Below are 19,702 nucleotides of genomic sequence, written 5' to 3' on the forward strand. Positions count from 1 at the left end.
CCTTGGCGACTAATCGCCAAGGGGTTTTTTGTCTTGGAATTTTTTTTAGTTTATACCCAGACCATTGGATACCCCATCCTCGTCAGGATTTACAAATACCAATTTTCCTTCATTATTTTCCGTCATCAAAATCATGCCTTCACTCTCTACACCGCGAAGCGCTCGAGGTGCCAAATTAATTAAAACAGTTACTTTTTTACCTACAATTTCTTCTGGTGTAAAACTTTCTGCAATACCTGAAACAATTGTTCTTACATCTAAACCGGTGTCTACCTTAAGGACCAAAAGCTTTTTGGCCTTGGCCATTTTTTCAGCTTCGATAATGGTTCCTACCCGCATATCCAATTTTGAAAAATCATCGAAGGTAATCGTTTCTTTTTGTGGCATTAGTTTCTTGTTTTCGTTTTCGTTCGCTTTTTTGGTGGCCTCCAATTTGTCCAATTGTGCCTGTATTTCACTATCCTCAATTTTTCTGAAAAGCAATTCTGCCTGATGTATTTGATGCTTTGGTCGTAGCAAATCGTTTTCACCGGAAACATCGTTCCAACCTATACTTCCATTTTGCTCAGTCTCGGATGTTGAGGTTAAATTTAAAATATTCCTTAGCTTTCTAGCAGTAAATGGTAAAAAAGGTTCGCTTAATACAGCTAAACCAGCAGCAATTTGCAAGGCTACGTTCATAATTGTTTTTACACGTTCTTCATCAACCTTAATTACTTTCCAAGGTTCTGCATCGGCTAAGTACTTGTTGCCCAAGCGTGCCAAGTTCATAAGTTCTTGTCCTGCTTCCCTAAAACGATAACGTTCAATGGAGCTTGCTATTGATTCTGGAAATTTACGAAGCTGTTCTAGTGTTTCTAAATCAACATTAGAGAAGTTGCCAGCAGCGGGCACTTGCCCATCATAGTATTTATTGGTCAATACTACTACACGGTTAATGAAATTTCCTAAAATGGCTACTAATTCATTATTGTTCCTTGCTTGAAAATCTTTCCACGTAAAGTCATTGTCCTTCGTCTCGGGAGCATTTGCAGTCAGGGTATAACGCAATGAATCTTGTAACTCCGGAAAATCAATTAAATATTCATGTAACCAAACCGCCCAGTTTTTGGATGTGGACAATTTGTTCCCTTCAAGATTTAGAAACTCGTTTGCAGGTACATTATCCGGTAAAATATAACTACCCTCTGCCTTTAACATGGAAGGAAATATAATACAGTGAAACACAATGTTGTCCTTTCCGATAAAGTGCACCAATTTGGTATTCTTGTCTTTCCAATAAGGCTCCCAATCCTTGCCTTCACGCGCTGCCCATTCCTTTGTAGAGGATATATACCCTATAGGGGCATCAAACCATACATATAATACTTTACCTTCACCACCTTCCACAGGTACGGGAATACCCCAATCCAAATCTCTGGTTACCGCCCTTGGTTCCAGCCCGCCGTCTACCCAAGATTTACACTGCCCATAAACATTGGGTTTCCAGTCATCTTTATGACCTTTAAGAATCCACTCCCTTAAAAAATCCTCGTAACGGTCTAAAGGTAAAAACCAGTGTTTGGTTTCCTTAGTGGTGGGTACTGTTCCGGTAATGGTAGATTTTGGATGAATCAGGTCCGTAGCGTTTAAACTTGACCCGCAGTTTTCACATTGGTCCCCATATGCCTCCTCATTGCCACATTTTGGACAGGTACCAATTACAAAACGGTCCGCCAAAAATTGTTGTGCCTCTTCATCATAAAGTTGTGCCGTGGTCTCTTCTATGAAATCTCCTTTTTTATAAAGATTGACAAAAAATTCAGATGCCGTCTCATGATGTACAGGTGCAGAGGTACGTGAATAATTATCAAAAGTAATCCCAAAATCCATGAACGATCGTTTAATGATCGCATGGTATTTATCAATAATATCCTTTGGAGTTACCCCTTCCTTTTTAGCTTTCATGGAGATGGCCACACCATGCTCATCGCTTCCACAAACAAAGGCCACATCTTTACCTATTAAGCGAAGGTAACGGGCATAAATATCTGCCGGCACATATACACCTGCCAGATGGCCAATATGTATGGGTCCATTGGTATAGGGCAATGCTGCGGTAATGGTATATCTAGAGGGTGATTCTATCTTGGACATCAAAAATAAATTAAGCTGCAAAAATACTGAATTTGATGCGAGATTTACCAAATTCTTGTCAATTGTAAGTTGATGTGTTTCATAAAAAAGTACCTGCAACGGCAATAATTATACGAAAGCCCAGATTTAACGGTTGTATTATAAAGGATTGTATATTAAAGTAATTGGACATGAGTACAGGAAAACCCACAAAACTGATTTTAGACAATGATTTTAAATTAGCAGGAACTGCTAAGGATAAAAAGGATATTACCTTGGTACACAAGGATAAAAACCATAGGGTAAAAAAGGAACTATCTTTCCAAGCAGGAAAAAAGAAATCTAAATTGGCATAATAAAATTGCCCGATGCATTATCAATGTTATCGGGCAATTATAATGTTTGGGAAACAGTTTAAGCTACCATCACCGATTTGCTCATTTTTTGATTTTGTACACTTATACGATAAATGTACTTACCGGTTGACAGTTGTTCGGGCATGCGCTCTCGTATATTGATTTCGGTAGAACCTTCAAACATCATTTCATTAAAAACGGTGCCTACGTTCTGACCTAGAATGTTATATAATTGAATATCCACATGGGCGGAAAAAGGCATTTCCAAATAAATATGCGGGGTACTGTCCGTAGGGTAAAAAGGTTTATGTACCACTGCATTCAATAAATCTGGATTAAAAGGGGTCTCCGCATCCTCATCTGGACGTACCGGTGGAGTAACTTCCCCATCACTATACGCTATATCTGGAAAGGGTTCGCCACTACAACTAAAGCCTAGATTTACAGGTACGTAGGGTTTGTAATTCAATAAATGTGCCTGTACCAATGGTATGTCCACACACAACCATTCTGCAAGAACCGTTGCGTACAAATCCCTAAAATCCATCGTATACTCTAGGTTACCACGACCGTCCGGGTCATCTAAGGTAGGGTGGTCGCCCACAAATGCACTACCGTTAAGACCAGACCCAAAAAATAGGGTAGGAGAGGCCTTTCCATGATCAGTACCATTTGAGCCATTTTCAAAAATCCTACGTCCAAATTCAGAGAATGTCATGCTCAATACCTTATTGTCCTGTTGGGTAAAAGCTAAATCTTCATAAAAATTGTTTACTGCAACGGATAGTGTTGTCATTAGACGGGCATGAGCTTCCGGTTGGTTGCCGTGGGTGTCAAAACCACCCATACTAATCATATATACCTTGGTACCCAAATTTCCTTTGATCAAACGGGCCAACAAGGCCATTTGTCTTGCAAAACCATTATCCTGGTATTCTACCTGATTTTGTCCACGCTCATATGCTTCATGGATAATACCGGAATATTCATACGTAGTGTTGGCTACCCCCCTTAAAAATTTAAGTTGATCACCATACATACAATTGTTGAATAGATTGTCCTCCAGACCATAGACCACACCAGATTCCGCAATTTCTTCCAATTGGTCTATGTTTGAGGTTACAAAGGCGTAATTGGTTTCATCTCCTTGAAAGACCAAACTACCAAATTGACCAATTTGAATGGCTGCTGGTGCTGCTGGCGGATTTATAAGATAATCTGGGTAGATACTTTCAAAATGTCTGCCCATCCAACCGGTTGTTTCACCGCTAAAGCCTGTTGTATTAATATCGGTATTTGCAAAAATGTCAGAACCTGTAAAGTGCGATAAACTTTGGCCTTCATAACCCACACCGTGTACGGCCTTGAACTGTCCTTCCTGCCACATGGGGGCAAGTGCGTTCATATATGAAGGTACCCCAAACTCATCGGTAAGTTTCAGGACTTTACTTTCCGGCACATAAATGTTTGGCCTGGCATTGGCATAACTGTCATATTGCTCTAAAGGTATTATGGTGCTAAGACCGTCATTACCCCCAGAAAGGCGAATCAATATTAAAATGTTGTCGGTTTCTGCCGCCGCTATACCTGCTGAAAGTGGGGAAGGGGAAGAGGCGGTCAACATATTGGCACCTAACATCATTGAACCTGAACCGGCAATACCCATTGCCTGTAAAAAGGAACGTCTGCTCCAGGTTTTGTGTTCGTCATCATGGCCTTCATGTTGAAGACCTTTATATGGAGAGTGGTGTGAATTGCACATAGTTGTAGGTGTTATTTTAATTGAAACTCGGGTTGTCTTGCTAAATACTGTAGTAATAGATATACTTGAAAAGGGGCTTGTGGCCACGTGGCCAGGGTCCAGGATTCTTGGTTTCCCCCTTCATAATACACTTCTTCTATATCACTTCTAAAAATTGCAAATGCTTTTTCGTATTCAGGCTCGTTCAATAATCCTTTTGGTAAAATGAAATTAATAATTGGTCTAGCTACAGCATCAGGATTTGTGCTTGTTAAACCGGCATCACCAGAAATTTCAAGTCCTAACCTTCTAAATTGTTCATTGTCTGCCATATAAAAACCTTCAATGATACTTTCAATGGTAAGCCAACGCCCGATCATGAAATTGGTATTGATCCATGACCTGTCCCGTTGCCATCCGGCAACATCAAACGGTTCAAAGATTTCTTGGCTTAACAACGCACTATAATTCACCATTTCCGCAACATTGGTATCCGTATACGAAAAATCGGTTTCCTTTAATGTATTGAAATAAAAGTCGATTGGGCTTTTAATGATGACCCCTATAGCTTCATCATCAAAAAAATGCTGACTTTTGAACAATTGCCTTAGGACCGGGGCAATTTCAAAATTACTGGCTTCAAATGTGGCCGCCATTCCATTTATAATGGTCTGGGCATTATTGGCTTCGTCCCTTGAATCTGGGTGCACAAAAAATTCGTATAGCTTACGGCAAATAAATTCCGCTATTTGGCCTGATCGTTGAGCAAAAAGATTGTCTATGACTTCATCATATCCAAAATTTCCGGTTTGGCCAAATATGGTTTTTGATCCTGCATCATGTCTAGTGGGGTCAAAAGTGACCGGGGAACATCCTATTTCCCCTCGTTCTACATAGCCGCTAAGGGCCCTTGCCGTTTCTATTATGTCTTCTTCGGTATAGGCAATTCCTTCGCCAAGTGTAAAAAGTTCATACAGCTCTCTGGCATAATTTTCATTGGGGTTGTTCCCATTGTTATATACCCCGTCCAAATAATATAACATGGCATTGGTAAGCCCTATTTCATGGACAAAGGTCTTAAAGTTGCCTAAACTGTTGCGTTGTAGGCAATTTATGTACTCATAGAGGTATGCGTTGCAATTGTATACTTCAAGTTCCGTTACAAAATGATTGCTCCAAAAGAAACTAAGTCTATCCCTAAGATTGTTGTTCAATAAGGCATTGGCATAAGTTAGCCTAAACTCCCTCTGCTGTTGATTTCGTAATTGGTTACGGGCCTCATCGTCCTCTGGGTAATTTGCGTTGGTCCAATTTGCCCAAGTTGGGGCAGGTGTGGGAGGCATATTCAAAGCCTGGTCTACTAAATTGTCGATAACATTACCGGCACTTTGACCAATGGTTTGATTTATAGTAGATACCGAGGCACTGAAACCCAATCTTCTATATAAGTGCGATGCTCTTATTTGATCTAACGGTGCATTGTATGGAGCAAGAGTAGAAGTATTACAATTAATGAAATATTCCATAATCTTAAATAGGCGTTTGTATTACGTTCGTAGAGTTGGGGCTTCTATGCTAAACGTTTCGAAATTTGCTATAGTATTATAAACTATCTATTTTCGATACTTCGTCTATCAAATAACGATATTTTAAGCCAATTTAGCGTTGAAACACCGTTATTTTCGATGAATTACACATTTATGCAACTATATTATGGGGAAACATAATGAATTTGGAAAGGAAGGTGAGGAAATAGCGGTAGAACATCTTACCAAGATAGGGTATGACATCCTATATAGAAATTACAGATACCTCCAAGCCGAAATTGATATTATTGCAAAAAAAAATGATGATCTCGCCATCGTTGAGGTCAGGTCCCGACGGTCTGATTATATTGAACCAATAGCCGAAACCGTTACCCCTAAGAAAATAAAACTTTTGGTTATGGCGGCCAATCATTATGTAACGGAGAACAATTTAGATGTTAATGTACGCTTTGATATCATTACCATTTTAAAAAATAAGATGCGTTTTGAGCTTGAACACCTAGAGTCCGCATTTTACCATTTTTAGGTAATAGACTGGTTAAGTAGATTTTATATAAAAACATTTTGTTTTATTTATAACAAGTTGTTATATTTGCACTATAACAGCAACCAAACAACAAAATGAAGACAATATCATCAGTCGTAGAAGAGTATATTAAAAAGAAACCATTTTTACAGAGTGCATTGGCTCAAGGAATCATCAACCTTACCTCATTATCACGTATTGTGAAACCGGAAATTGAGCATGAGCTAGGCAAGGATATACGTAACGGTGCTATTGTAATGGCCTTAAAAAGATTGTCCGATGATCTTGAATTTAGGGCAACACATAAAATCTTAAAGGTTTTGAAGAATATTGGTGAAATTACCGTTCGTTCTTCCTTGACCGATTATACTTTTTTGGCATCGGATAAAATATTGGTACACCAAGCCAAATTGTTGGAAGAAATCAACAATAATCAAGATGTATTCTATACTTCTAGCCGTGGTGTCAATGAAATTAATATCGTGATCAGTAATGTAATGGACAAAACCGTTGAATTATTGTTCAAAGATGAGAAATGCACGCAAAAAGCAGAAGACCTTTCTTCCATAACCGTAAAGCTACCTGCAGAAAATGTATCTGTTCCCGGTATTTATTATTTTATTTTTCAACGTTTGGCATGGGAGGGCATTGTACTTTATGAAGTTATCTCTACTACCAACGAGTTTACGATCTTGGTCAATGATGAACAGGTGGATATGGCCTTTAAAACCATAAAGGATTTAAAGTCGCTCTAATTTTCCAGAAAATCTATCAGTTCCTTATCGGATTCGGGTTTGGCAATAATTCGTTTTTCATTGTCCAGAACAATGTAGGTTGGAGTGCTCTGAATACCAAACGTTTGAGCATATTCACTCTCCCACTTACCTAATGCAATCGTATGGTTGAAATCCGGTAAGGTGGCGGACACTTTTTTCCAGTTGGTTTCATTATCTTCCAAGCCGACCGCTATGATTTTTAAGCCATTGAATTTTTTTAGTTCCTTGTGCAGTGCAGGTAATTCCTTTAGACAATGTGAACAGGTACTGCTCCAAAATACAAGAAGGTAGTTTTCTGCCTTATCCATGGTAGATAAGGAATGCGTTTTACCATTTTTTTGCCAAGATATATCTGGTGATATAGCACCAATCCTTAGTCTAGAAGCCATGGTAATTTCATTTACCATGGATTGATTGCCATTTGCAATGGCCAATTTTTTTAAATGATGTTCAAAAATATAATCCGCTACGTTGGACATCGCGTTGACATCAGCTATTTTCCATAACTGGTGCATAGCTTTCACTTGAAAGGATATTGGGGTGGCATTTATAAAATTGGCGGTTGTTTCTATATTTTTTATCACCTCTTGGTCTAAATTTTCCGCACTGTTAATTGTCAAAGGCAAAGCGGAAAAAACATAGCTTGAAAATTTGTCCGTTAAGAAATTGGAACCTTGCAGAATTTCGTCATTGACTTTTAAATGATCAAAATGATGAGTTTTTTTATGTTTTAGAAAAAGTTCCAAACTTTCATATTGGCCTGGTATATATGGTCTATTTGCTTTGATGAAAATATGCGCAATGGTGCCATTGAATTTTTCTTCGTACGTTTTTTGAACGTTGTTCAGGTTTACAGTGAGCGTCTTAAACTTCTCTTTTGAGGTATTTCCGTTCTCATAATACTCCATTAATTGGTCCTGAGCTTCGGTAATGGCGTTAAAATAATTATTGTAGGCCTTATTTTCCTTGGAACTGGTAATGTTTAGTCCCTGATCCAAACTAAAGTTAAAAGTTATTTGTTCCTTTTTATCATATATAATGTCAATATAAAATTCATCTTGCGGTACTGCATAGACTAATCTGTACATGCCCGGTTGCGCAGTTATGGGCATGGTCAAGGTAAAGGTACCTTCCTTAATTGAAGTATCTGTCACATAGCGTTCCCCTCCTGGGGTAAGTTCATAAGCTATAAGCCATTTAAAATCCTTGGCAGGCGAAAAATTACCTGAAATGGTTCCTTGGGCGTTTGTAAACCAAACACCTAGCAAAATATATAGAAATAATAATGGTTTCATAACTGGTCAAAAGCAATTAACGGGCCAAAATGTAGTGTTAATACCTTTTTGTGAGATAAAGGCGTATAATGCAAAATTAATAATTGCAGATCAATAGGAATTTTTAGAGATGAAATTTATGAAAAGTTGTCTTTTATCGTTGAGCGCTCTATGCCCATATGGTCTAGCGCTTCCATAATTTTAATGATTTCCTTTTCATGTACATAGCCGTCTGCAATTGCTACTTGATCCAGTAGTTGGGCCAAAACCTGTTTTTTATCCAAAGGCATATTGCCCAGTACTCTATAAGCTTCTTCTTTGTTTAAATCCCTTGCTTGACCAATAAAAAAAGCGTTAAAATCAAATCGCTGCATGAGTTCGGTCAATAATCTCATTTCGGCCGGATCTACCTTACTGTCCGCCAAAATAACATAATCTACCATTTTGACCAGGGCCAATTTCTCTTCTCTAGTAAAAGTCATACCATTAATCCGTTTCTTCGCCTATACCAATATTGATAAATGTTTCTATGATCAGGTCCATTTCCTTTTTGTGGACAGATCCATCGGAAATGGCAACTTCATCCAAAATTTCCGCTAGTGCCTTTTTTTGCTCATAGGGAATGTTGTATAGGGTAACAATGGCATTGTCGTAATCCAATTGCTTAGTTCGTTCAATGAAAGCATCATCAAAACCAATTACTTTTTTTAACCTATTAAGTATTTCCAGTTCTGCGGGGTGAACTTTACCATCTGCATTTATAACCTCGTAAATCATCTTTACAAAGGCCGCTTTTACAAACTCTTCAAATTTCATGCGTATGTTTTAAAAGCAGAAAGATAAGTAAAAAGCAAGAATTTATAGGGTTCAAGGCTTACCAATTCATTCAGTTTATAATAACATTGGTCTTTTATTCATTAAACGGATACGGTCCATAAACGGCATCCCTGAATTTTTTGTGCAAACCAATTTGGTCATATGGGAACAGTTGCACAAAAAGTACAGCGGTAAGTTCATTGACGGGGTCTACCCAAAATAAAGTCGATGCCGCACCATCCCAGTAAAATTCACCTACGGTTCCATTATTTTCCTCGGGCGTTTTGGGCGGTGCTACACGAACGGCAAAATCAATTCCAAATCCTACCTGACCTTTTGATGGTAGCCAAGAGCGTTCTGTAATACTGTCCGCCAATTGATTGGTTGCCATTAGTTGTACTGTTTCCGGTTTTAATATCCGGACATCATTCAATTGGCCTTCATTGACCAGCATTTGGGCAAAACGCATATAATCGTCCAGGGTAGAGGTGAGCCCGGAGCCACCCCTGGTCAGTGGCCAATGTTCAGTATAATTGTCATAGGTAATAGTATCTTGAACCAATACACCCTCATCTTTCCTAATATAAAGTTTGGCAAAACGTTCCCTATCCTCCTCAGGAATAAAATAGCGTGTCTCTGACATTTTTAACGGATCTAGAATATGGTTGCGGACATACTCACCATAGGGTTTACCAGATATTCTTTCTACCAATAGTGCTTGTACGTCAACGCTTGGTCCATATTCCCATTGGGTGCCGGGTTGAAACCATAATGGAATTTCTCCCATTTTCTGGGCCATTTCCGTAAGGGTATTTTTACGGTTCATGGCATCCGCTTTTTTCATTAGGGAACTTAAGCCCGGTATATCGTTTCTGTTGGGAAAACCTGCGGTATGTCTGGTAATGTCCCTTATAGAAATTTCCCTATGCAAATCTATCGTCTTTATATTGCCATGTTCATCTACCCCGTTATAAACTGTCATGTTAGTAAATTCCGGAATGTATTTTGATATTGGCTCATCCAATTCAAAGAGCCCGTCTTCATATAAGGCCATTAATGCCGTACCGGTAATAGGCTTGGTCATGGAGTAGATTTGGACAATTGTATTGCGGTCCATAGGTTTTTTTGCCGCTATATCTGCAAAACCAAAGGCATTGAAATACACTTCTTCCCCATTTTCGAAGATAAGTGCGGAAACGCCGGCTATATTTTTGGTATCCACAAAATGGTTGAGAACCGAATCTATTCTTGCCTTAGCCAAAGGAGTAATGATGGCAGATTCTGTAGGGCTTGTTTTTTTGGGAGCTTCCTTGCAGTTTATAACAAAAAACGGCACTAATAGTAGATAGTATATACCTTTCATAATATGTGGAAATGATGTCTCTTAAATGTACTAAATATAATCCAGTCAATTATCTAACGCGCCAATGCTAAAATCTCATTCCATATTTTACTGCTCACCTTCATGCCCTCTTTCCTGTTCTTTGTTCTTACCGCCAGGGTACGTTCACCGGGATAAAATGTTGCGCCCCCTTTTTTCATGGGGTCCACATCTTTAGTGTAGGCTATGATCTCATTAATAAGTTCTTCCTGAAGCTCCTTATCTGAGAATACACTGGGGTCAATACATAAAAATACTTGTGAAATTGCTGTCTCGCTGCCTTTTTGGCCAATTTTAAAAGTGGAATTTCCTGCGGACAAAAGCGTAGCCAACATATCTAAAATCATGGATAGGGCAGAACCTTTCCAATATCCAACGGGAATTGATCGGCCAGAGTCAATAATATCCTTTGGGTTTTTGCTTAATTGATCATGGGAATCCCACCCTCCATTAAAAGGTAAGGTTTCATTTTTTAAAAGTAAATTTTCCATTTTGCCAAATGAATATTGGGACATAGCCATATCCAAAACAATATGGCCTTCTTTTCTAGGTATGGCAATAACCAATGGATTATTGCCTATGCGATTATGCTTACCACCCCAAGCAGGCATGTTTGGGGTGGTATTGGTGAACATTATGGCTATACAGTCCTGGTTTGCCGCTTGCCAACCGTAGGTGCCACCACGCATCCAATGATTGGTATTTCTTAAGGCTACCAATCCCATGCCGTGGTTTTTGGCAAGCGAAATTGTACGTTCCGTGGCAGTAATGGCATTTAGGACACCAGATCCCAAATTACCGTCCCAACGCTCCATACTACCCATCTCAGCAATTTTTTCTGGAATCGCTTCAATATTTATTAATCCCCTGCGCACATAATCAATAAAAACGGGTATTCTATTGATACCGTGAGATGATATGCCGTCTAACGTACTTTCCGTATGTATTCTGGATAATGTATCTGCTTGCTGTTCCGTAAATGAATATTTAAGAAATACTGATTTTAACATCGTTTGCATTTCTTCCTTGGAAATTAAGACCTCGTTCAAGCCAGTAAATTTTATCTTGGTTACAACAACAAGATACGTAAGTTGAAAGGTCTTTTAAAACTATGGACGATAAAACCTGGTAGTATATATATTTGGCTTAACCGTATGGTTAACATTTAGTCAGTAGTCTATACGCTATTGCCCAATGTTAGCCTTTTTTTGCCTTAATCATTCCTATGGCATTAAATATATGGTTGATTACGTCATTTTCTTTTTCATGGATATAGCCATCGGCCAAGGCTACCTCCTCTAGAATTTGTGCAAGGCTATCTTTTTTGTCCTGGGTCATTTCTTTTAAGATATGTACACTCTGGGCTGTATCTATGGTACGGGCCTGCATTAGAAAATTACTGTCAAAATCTATAATGGACATTAAATTGCTCAATGCACTGATCTCGCCTTGATGTATTTCGCCATCTGCAACAATTACGGCATCAATTACGTTGACCATGGCCAACTTTTCAGATAAATCAAAATTCATTAAACTAGTTGTTTTTCTTTTATTTCAAAAGGCTTTAATGCCAAATAGGCACGGTCTACGGACCTTATGTTTTCAAATACCAATAATAAGCGTAAGCCATTACGGGTCTGTTTTTCCTTGATCTTACATTGCTGTGCGTGAGATTGTACGTATTGCAATACTTTTGTAAATGTGCATGTCTGGTAGAATGCTGATTGCTGGTCGCTTATAAAATACCCGATCATTTTACCTTTCTTCATTACTATTTTTTCCAAACCAATACTATTGGCAATCCATTTTATACGTACGGAATTTAATAGATCTGCCGCTTCGTCCGGTAATTCGCCAAAGCGGTCAACCAATTGCGATTCAAATTTTTGAAGCGCCCCTTCGTCCTTTACTTGGTTTAAGTCTGTGTATAAGGTAAGCCTTTCTGTAATATTATTGATGTAATCATCAGGGAAAAGCAGTTCAAAATCAGTATCTAACTGAGTTTCCTTTACAAATACCTTTTCATGGGGGCCCTCAACTTCATCATATAGGTCTTTAAACTCGTTTTCCTTAAGTTCATCTATAGCTTCCGCCAATATTTTTTGATAGGTCTCAAAGCCGATCTCATTTATAAAACCGCTTTGTTCGCCGCCCAAAAGGTCTCCTGCACCCCTTATTTCCAAATCTTTCATGGCTATATTAAAACCGCTGCCCAATTCCGTAAATTGCTCTAAAGCCTCTATTCGTTTTCTGGCATCGGTAGTCATGACCTCATATGGAGGGGTAATAAAATAGCAGAATGCCTTCTTATTGCCACGCCCTACACGACCACGCATCTGGTGGAGATCACTTAGGCCAAAATTATTGGCGTTGTTGATGAAAATGGTATTGGCATTGGTAACGTCCAAGCCACTTTCAACAATAGTGGTGGAAACAAGAACATCAAATTCACTGTTCATAAAGCCCAGCATTAATGCCTCTAGTTTTTTACCGTCCATTTGACCATGGCCTATACCTACCTTTGCATCGGGCACCAAACGCTGGATCATTCCCGCAACTTCCTTAATATTTTCAATTCTGTTATGTATAAAGAAAACCTGGCCGCCACGTTCTATCTCATAACTCACGGCATCGCGTATAATTTCCTCATTAAAACGAATGACCTGACTTTCTATTGGATATCTATTTGGTGGTGCCGTAGTTATCGTGGAAAGGTCACGGGCCGCCATAAGACTGAATTGTAGCGTACGGGGAATGGGAGTTGCGGTCAAAGTCAAAACATCAACATTTTCTTTTATCGATTTTAATTTGTCCTTGACAGCTACACCAAATTTTTGTTCTTCATCGACAATTAATAGACCTAGATCTTTAAATTTTACGTTTTTATTTACCAGTTGGTGGGTGCCTATGATAATATCCACTTTACCTTCTGACAATTTTTGTAACGTTTCTTTTTTCTCCTTGGCCGTTCTAAACCGGTTTAAATAATCTACCGTAACGGGCATATCCTTCAACCGTTCTGAAAATGTCTTATGGTGTTGAAATGCCAATATAGTGGTCGGTACCAAAACAGCAACTTGTTTGCCGTTATCCACAGCTTTAAAAGCGGCCCTTATGGCAACTTCCGTTTTTCCAAAGCCTACGTCCCCACATATTAAACGGTCCATAGGCCGTTCACTTTCCATATCCCTTTTTACATCTTCCGTGGCGGTACTTTGGTCCGGGGTATCCTCATAAATAAAAGAGGCTTCCAGTTCATTTTGTAAATAGCTATCCGGATTGTACTGGAACCCTTTTTCTAACCTACGTTTTGCATAGACTTTAATAAGGTCAAAGGCAATCTTTTTAACCCGGGTCTTGGTCTTGTCCTTTATCTTTTTCCAAGCGCCGGAGCCTAATTTGTATATTTTTGGCGGAGCACCATCTTTACCGTTGAATTTTGAAATTTTATGTAATGAATGTATACTAACGTACAGAATGTCTCTTTCCCCGTACATAAGTTTGATGGCCTCTTGCTTTTTGCCTTCTACATCTATTTTTTGAAGTCCGCCAAATTTACCGATACCATGATCAATATGGGTAACATAATCCCCAATTTCAAGTTTGTTAAGTTCCTTTAGGGTAATGGCCTGTTTCTTGGCGTACCCATTTTTTACATGGAATTTATGGTAGCGCTCAAATATTTGATGATCCGTATAACAGACCAGTTTCTGGTCATCGTCTACAAAGCCCTGAAATAAGGGAAATACTATGATTTGATAGTGAACTTGCTCATTGACTTCCTCAAAAATATCATGAAAGCGTTTTGCCTGTTGTTCGCTTGCACAGAAAATGTAATTGGTATACCCCTGTTCACGATAATTGTTCAGGTTTTCAATAAGCAGATCAAACTTTTTGTTGAACGATGGTTGGGGTTTTGTGTGGTAGGCTATAATACCGGCATCATCTTTTTTGGCATCCATGGTAATACAGGTAAACTCTGCTAAATGCTTTTTAAACTCAGCACCACCCATAAACAATTCTTCTGGTTGGGCATGTTTTATGTCTGTGGATAGTTTGGTAAATGCCTCTTTTGCTTTTTCAAAAAAATCATCTAAACGACCGTAAAGAAAATCGGTGTTTTTGGAAAATACCAATGTTTTGGAAGCCACATAGGATAAAAAGCTTTGCCTTTTCTCGGTCAAAAACTTATTGGCCATATTTGGAACCACGGTAATTGATTTTACCTTTTCCTTGGATAGCTGTGTTTCTACGTCAAATGTTCTAATACTATCGATCTCATCGCCAAAAAACTCTATCCTATAGGGTTCGTCATGTGAGAACGAATATACATCCACAATGCCGCCCCTAACAGAAAACTCACCGGGCTCGGTAACAAAATCCACCCGTTTAAATTTGTATTCAAAAAGCACTTCGTTTAAAAAATCAAGAGAAAGGGTATCTCCCAATTTCATTTTTAGGGTGTTTTTGTCCAATTCCTTACGGGTCACTACTTTTTCAAAAAGGGCGTCTGGATACGTGACAATAACCGCCGGTTTTTTTCTGGAATTTATCCTGTTTAAAACCTCTGCTCGTAATAGAACATTGGCGTTATCCGTTTCCTCAATTTGGTATGGTCTTCTATAACTGCCGGGATAGAACAATACATCGTTCTCGCCTACTAAACGTTCCAGGTCGTTCAAATAATAGGCGGCCTCTTCCTTATCATTGAAAATAGCCAAAAATGGGCGGTCAGCGTTTTTAAAGACATTGGCCAATACAAAAGATAATGAAGATCCGGTTAGTCCTTTTAATTGTATCGTTTCAGTTACCGAATTTTGAGATTGGGCAATAGTATTCAGCAATTTCCCGGTTTGGGGAGACTGTTCATACCGTTGTAGGATTGAAGAATGACTCAACAGAAAAAGATTTTTGCAAATATACGGATACGGTCATTAAAGAAATGTGGTTGAAGACGTAATTTCAGGATGTAAAAGGTTTATGGAATATTTTTTATTTTCAAAACTATATTCCATCTAATCCAAACACAGGTAGTTCGTCGATAAAATCAAACATTTCATCGTAAAAACATAAAATCCTCTATTTTGATAAGGGTTTTTTAGGTGCATTTAAGGTCAAGTTTTTTTTAAATTGAATGGAAACTAAATACGCCGGCGGGCAACAGTGTAGTATTAAGATTACTACCAAAATCGTGTATATAGATGGGAATTCCGTTTTAGTAACCGAATATTCTGGATGTGATGATAGCCCAATGCAAAAAACGGCACGTTCCCTAACCACGGCTTCTAGTGATTGCCCAGACGGAGATGATGGCGAAGTGGCTGTAATATCGGTGACTAAAAAGGCCTTTCTAATAGAAAACAGTATAATATCAACACAACTTGATCCTTGCTCAGCTCAGATTTTAACTGAGCTGAAAAACTTACAACAAAATGATATGGCCATGATTATTTCTAGGTTCGGCACCCCTAATTCAGTTTATGATTGGGTGATAAAAACAGCAAATCCTTTGATTAATTCCAATAACGATGCTGAAACAGATTGGAAAAGGGATTCAAATGACAACGCTTTAGATTACAATTATTTGACCCATATTAAACCAAACTACATTAATCAGGCCACACAAATTGCAATAGCTAGAACAATACTTCATGAAATGTTACATGCCTATCTAATTAGTCTTGTAGACGATGCTCTAATTACTGGTTGCTCAGAAGTCACCAATTTTCCAATTCTTTGGAATGCCCTTGTTAATAAAACATATAATAACAATCCCAATAGACTTCATCCTGAAGAAATTTCAAGAAAGTTCATTACGCCATTGCAAGATGCTTTAAAGGAATGGGATGGAGCCAAAGAATCCAACCGATATTATGAAGATTTAGCATGGGGAGCTTTATTTGATACCGATACTTTTAAATACTTTCATCCTATAGGCTCCGTAAGCCGATTAAGAATAATGAATATAAATGCAGCTGAAGACAACAATAATATTTCAAACGGAACTTCCCCAAAGGGTACAAAATGTTAAGGCTTTAAAACGAATAGTATTACTTTTTACAATATGCTTAATGCATTGCTCCTGTAAGGCACAAAATGTTTATGATTTTAAATTGGATACGGTAGATTATGATATTCTTCGTGCCTTTTTAGAACAAGTTGAAGCTTACACATACGTGGATAAGCATTTCTTCAATAAAAATAGGATTGTTGATTTTATTGGCAGGTTTAAATATCATGTGAAATTTCAACGAAATGCAGATAGTATATGTAATTTTTCCAAGGATATAGATAAAAGAAAATTTTACTGTCCTTTATCGAATAATTTTGCTTATTTCGATGGATTAATAGATGAAGGTAATTTGAAATATTTACTTAATAACTACGATAATAGCGGCGAAGTACAGACCATGGAAATTGATTCAATACTATTCAAAAAGCCATTACAAAAACATTCTGAAAATTATTATCAAGATATTGATTATAAGAATGGTTTTGGTAGAGCCGAAACTTTGGAATATCCAAGTGTTAGAATTGAAAATCTATATTACAACGAGGATAGGTCAGTTGCAATTATAGCATATTCTATTTATAACAATTCAAGGGAGTCCATCAATAACTATTATATTTTTAAGAAAACAGATGGTATTTGGTGGAAACCTTTAGGTTCTTTTAAACTATGAACAATACGGCAACCATCATCCGCTCTTCGAAATTAGCGACTTCGAAGAGCCAAGTTTTAAAGTGGATTATGAAATAGTGAAGTGCGAAGTTGCAAACTTTACATAGAGGGGATTGCCCCGACGTTACCGGAGAGGGTACGGTAGTAGTTCTGCCAAGAAGCGTGATAAACAGCATAAAAAATGACCTGGGTCTAAGCTATTTTATTAATGAGTTTTATTGAATTTCGGACAGTGAGAACATGGAAGAAGTATGAGCGCTTAATAATTTTATACTGGCCATTACGGTTAATGGGGTAATTGATCCGTTGGCGAAGGAATTTGGGCTTAGAGCTCTTAAAGCTTGGATGAATGAAGGTACTGTGGATTTGTTTCAAAGACTCTTTTTTGAAAATGAAATTTATGAAAGGTTGTTAGCGGCGATGTCGCCAAAAGAAAGACAGATTTACGATAATGAATTGAATAATACTCAAAAAACGCTTTATCTAACTAGCGCGGTACAAGCATATATTTATGCTGAAATTTTTTATGATAGACCAGTTCGGAATAGAATTGGCGATGCTGTAAAGCACTCAATGTGGAATGCCTTGAGCACCTCTAGAATTGGTGAGGAGCTTACCAAAAAATTGACAGATGCTCATTAAGATATCGAATATGATGAGAATTATTCGAACCACTACAAAGAAACAGGAATGGATTATTTCAACAATAATGTCGGAAGAAAAATAGGAAGGAATCAATCAACAGGAATTTTTATATTGATAGAAGCCGCAAAAAATACTGGGGATCTTAGGTATTTAAGTAATCTTACTTTAAAAAATGGTTTTTATAATGCGACCAATAGTTCAATTCTGATTCCAACTAATCAATAATTTAAAAATAAAATGTTTAAGAAAATTATGCTTTTAGTTTTGATTATTTCTTTTTTTTCTTGCAAAAAGGATCACAAGAGAATCAAAATTTTAAGCTTCAAACAAGAAGAAAGACTTTTAGTTGAACCTTATGGTTTCATGCCCTATTCCATGTTTAATTTAAGGATAAAAGGATATGTAAATGATACAATTTATTTGAGAACTGAAGGGGTCTATAACTTGGAGTTCAAGCTACATGGTAAGATAGATACTCTATGGAGTAGTGATTATTATGGCGAGGGGCCAATTGAATGTATATTTCTGCCATATAAAGCAACTGAAGGACAGTTAGATATTGAAATGAAATTATAGGCTTTACCATTTGGTCCAATGGAAGTTTGTAAGAGTATGATGACGGAGGCTTGGATGGATGGGGGAAGTGTGGATGTTGATGATAAAATAATCAGTCAATTAATAGGCAAGGCAAAATGTATTTTCACAAATCTGATTTCATCAACCGCAACTCCGAACTAACAGAGCATAACTCATAATTTTTTAACATCATTTTCTTCCGATATGTTCAATGAAAAATTTGTGTCAATTAAACAAAAGTCATCTTTGAAAAATTCAATAAATGGATGTAATATAATATGAGTTCAAGTGTGAAGGGAATAACCTATCCATCTGGTTCCAATTCTTATAATATAGACATCTTACAATCATTTATCGATGAGGCTTCGGACGTTGAAATAGCTCTGTAATGCTTCATGAAATGGTGCATGCTACTCTAAAAGTTCATCAAAGTCACGAAGGGTTTACTTCCTTCATGGATATTTATAAAGATTACTCCAGAGAGGAATATGGTTCAGAACTCCATCATGGAATAATGGCCGAAAATTATATTCAACCTATAGCGAACGCTTTAGCTCAATTTGATCATAATAGAGAGCATATGGAAATCTATACCTTGATAGCCAATACAGGCATTCCAGAAGTATATAGGGAAAGAGGAGTTACGGATTCAAAGATAGCAACGGCAAAACAAAAATTAAGAAATAGAGCCAATTCAAATTGTAATTAATATGAAAAAATTCATCGTTAAAGGGGCAATACTTTTTCTATGTATTTCAATCTGTATTTTCCTTTTCATCTATATTAAAAATAGACAAAACACCAATAATATCTTTTATATAGTTTATCAATCGCTGGACAAAGGCAGAAAGACCTCATCCTATAAACTATTTAAATATGGAAAAGACTATGGAATTGCTTATGAGAATCGTGATAGTTTGGGTTTAAAGATGATACGACAAGGCTTAATCTCAATGAAAGAATTTGAAAAAATAAATAAAATAAGTACGGATTCATTGGGAGTTTTATTGTTTTCTCAAATCTCATACCCTAAGGATAAATATATTAGTATTGAAGCAACTGATAGTGAATGGAAAAAAAGTGAAGTTTTGCCATATGAAGTAGTAGTCGATAGTTTTTAAGGCTACAGTAATAAGTATCAATATTGAAAATGTTACCCATATAAGGATACCCAAGCAACGGATACCACTCATTTTAATCGAATATGGGTTACATTTTAACCCATAATTGTCAGAACTTCGAAAACGATAAAAGAAGTAGGTCTTTC

Annotated in this window: 20 protein-coding genes; 10 read left to right on the forward strand and 10 right to left on the reverse strand. The window is 37.5% G+C overall.

Features of this window, described 5'->3' with window-relative positions; all coding sequences use genetic code 11:
• Positions 1 to 45: 45 nt before the first annotated feature.
• The gene (metG, locus tag Q2T41_RS11155) at positions 46 to 2,136 is read right to left on the reverse strand and encodes a methionine--tRNA ligase (RefSeq protein ID WP_304436153.1); all 2,091 of its coding nucleotides are present in this window, start codon (positions 2,134 to 2,136) and stop codon (positions 46 to 48) included.
• A 170-nt stretch (positions 2,137 to 2,306) separates the two neighbouring features.
• Here metG and Q2T41_RS11160 point away from each other — a divergent pair, with 170 nt between their 5' ends.
• On the forward strand, positions 2,307 to 2,471 hold the full coding sequence (locus tag Q2T41_RS11160) for a hypothetical protein (RefSeq protein WP_304436154.1): 165 nt from the start codon (positions 2,307 to 2,309) through the stop codon (positions 2,469 to 2,471).
• A gap of 58 nt (positions 2,472 to 2,529) precedes the next feature.
• Here Q2T41_RS11160 and Q2T41_RS11165 read toward each other — a convergent pair whose 3' ends face one another.
• Positions 2,530 to 4,233, reverse strand: coding sequence for a DUF1501 domain-containing protein (locus tag Q2T41_RS11165; protein ID WP_144804155.1), 1,704 nt, complete (start codon positions 4,231 to 4,233; stop codon positions 2,530 to 2,532).
• 11 nt (positions 4,234 to 4,244) lie between these two features.
• Positions 4,245 to 5,738, reverse strand: coding sequence for a DUF1800 domain-containing protein (locus Q2T41_RS11170; protein WP_304436155.1), 1,494 nt, complete (start codon positions 5,736 to 5,738; stop codon positions 4,245 to 4,247).
• Positions 5,739 to 5,925: 187 nt separating this feature from the next.
• Here Q2T41_RS11170 and Q2T41_RS11175 point away from each other — a divergent pair, with 187 nt between their 5' ends.
• Together Q2T41_RS11175 and Q2T41_RS11180 are read left to right on the forward strand one after the other, a co-directional pair.
• Positions 5,926 to 6,285, forward strand: coding sequence for a YraN family protein (locus Q2T41_RS11175; RefSeq protein ID WP_304436156.1), 360 nt, complete (start codon positions 5,926 to 5,928; stop codon positions 6,283 to 6,285).
• Positions 6,286 to 6,380: 95 nt separating this feature from the next.
• On the forward strand, positions 6,381 to 7,040 hold the full coding sequence (locus tag Q2T41_RS11180; protein WP_089258864.1) for an aspartate kinase: 660 nt from the start codon (positions 6,381 to 6,383) through the stop codon (positions 7,038 to 7,040).
• On the opposite strand, the gene Q2T41_RS11185 is transcribed toward Q2T41_RS11180, so the two are convergent.
• The 7 genes from Q2T41_RS11185 to mfd all read right to left on the reverse strand — a co-directional run bounded on the left by Q2T41_RS11185 (position 7,037) and on the right by mfd (position 15,430).
• Positions 7,037 to 8,356: a thioredoxin-like domain-containing protein gene (locus Q2T41_RS11185; RefSeq protein ID WP_304436157.1), complete on the reverse strand. Its 1,320-nt coding sequence runs from the start codon at positions 8,354 to 8,356 to the stop codon at positions 7,037 to 7,039. The genes Q2T41_RS11180 and Q2T41_RS11185 overlap by 4 nt on opposite strands.
• Before the next feature lie 116 nt (positions 8,357 to 8,472).
• Complete coding sequence (locus Q2T41_RS11190) at positions 8,473 to 8,817, reverse strand: tellurite resistance TerB family protein (protein WP_304436158.1); 345 nt, start codon at positions 8,815 to 8,817, stop codon at positions 8,473 to 8,475.
• A gap of 4 nt (positions 8,818 to 8,821) precedes the next feature.
• A complete protein-coding gene (locus tag Q2T41_RS11195; protein ID WP_089258870.1) occupies positions 8,822 to 9,151 on the reverse strand; it encodes a TerB family tellurite resistance protein in 330 nt (109 codons plus the stop codon).
• 94 nt (positions 9,152 to 9,245) lie between these two features.
• Positions 9,246 to 10,514 carry a serine hydrolase domain-containing protein gene (locus tag Q2T41_RS11200; protein WP_304436159.1) on the reverse strand — a complete coding sequence of 423 codons (1,269 nt, stop codon included), beginning with the start codon at positions 10,512 to 10,514 and terminating at the stop codon, positions 9,246 to 9,248.
• A gap of 53 nt (positions 10,515 to 10,567) precedes the next feature.
• Positions 10,568 to 11,581, reverse strand: coding sequence for a 3-dehydro-L-gulonate 2-dehydrogenase (yiaK, locus tag Q2T41_RS11205; protein ID WP_304436160.1), 1,014 nt, complete (start codon positions 11,579 to 11,581; stop codon positions 10,568 to 10,570).
• 148 nt (positions 11,582 to 11,729) lie between these two features.
• Positions 11,730 to 12,062 (reverse strand): TerB family tellurite resistance protein, encoded by a 333-nt coding sequence (locus tag Q2T41_RS11210; protein ID WP_304436161.1) that lies wholly within the window; start codon positions 12,060 to 12,062, stop codon positions 11,730 to 11,732.
• Positions 12,062 to 15,430, reverse strand: a complete 3,369-nt coding sequence (gene mfd / locus Q2T41_RS11215) for a transcription-repair coupling factor (protein WP_304436162.1) — start codon at positions 15,428 to 15,430, stop codon at positions 12,062 to 12,064. Before mfd ends, Q2T41_RS11210 begins: the two co-directional genes overlap by 1 nt.
• 236 nt (positions 15,431 to 15,666) lie before the next feature.
• On the opposite strand from mfd, the gene Q2T41_RS11220 reads away from it, so the two are divergent.
• From Q2T41_RS11220 to Q2T41_RS11250, 7 genes are all read left to right on the forward strand, one after another.
• Positions 15,667 to 16,563: a hypothetical protein gene (locus Q2T41_RS11220; protein WP_304436163.1), complete on the forward strand. Its 897-nt coding sequence runs from the start codon at positions 15,667 to 15,669 to the stop codon at positions 16,561 to 16,563.
• Positions 16,502 to 17,215, forward strand: coding sequence for a hypothetical protein (locus tag Q2T41_RS11225; protein WP_304436164.1), 714 nt, complete (start codon positions 16,502 to 16,504; stop codon positions 17,213 to 17,215). The genes Q2T41_RS11220 and Q2T41_RS11225 overlap by 62 nt, the downstream gene beginning before the upstream one ends.
• Before the next feature lie 365 nt (positions 17,216 to 17,580).
• Complete coding sequence (locus Q2T41_RS11230) at positions 17,581 to 17,856, forward strand: DUF6973 domain-containing protein (protein ID WP_304436165.1); 276 nt, start codon at positions 17,581 to 17,583, stop codon at positions 17,854 to 17,856.
• Between the two features lie 366 nt (positions 17,857 to 18,222).
• Complete coding sequence (locus tag Q2T41_RS11235; RefSeq protein WP_304436166.1) at positions 18,223 to 18,435, forward strand: hypothetical protein; 213 nt, start codon at positions 18,223 to 18,225, stop codon at positions 18,433 to 18,435.
• Positions 18,436 to 18,453: 18 nt separating this feature from the next.
• Positions 18,454 to 18,597, forward strand: coding sequence for a hypothetical protein (locus tag Q2T41_RS11240; protein ID WP_304436167.1), 144 nt, complete (start codon positions 18,454 to 18,456; stop codon positions 18,595 to 18,597).
• A 226-nt stretch (positions 18,598 to 18,823) separates the two neighbouring features.
• A complete protein-coding gene (locus tag Q2T41_RS11245; protein ID WP_304436168.1) occupies positions 18,824 to 19,144 on the forward strand; it encodes a hypothetical protein in 321 nt (106 codons plus the stop codon).
• A 1-nt stretch (position 19,145) separates the two neighbouring features.
• The gene (locus Q2T41_RS11250; protein WP_304436169.1) at positions 19,146 to 19,556 is read left to right on the forward strand and encodes a hypothetical protein; all 411 of its coding nucleotides are present in this window, start codon (positions 19,146 to 19,148) and stop codon (positions 19,554 to 19,556) included.
• Positions 19,557 to 19,702 lie beyond the last annotated feature (146 nt).

The sequence above is a fragment of the Maribacter confluentis genome (genome assembly GCF_030505015.1).
GTDB lineage: Bacteria > Bacteroidota > Bacteroidia > Flavobacteriales > Flavobacteriaceae > Maribacter > Maribacter sedimenticola.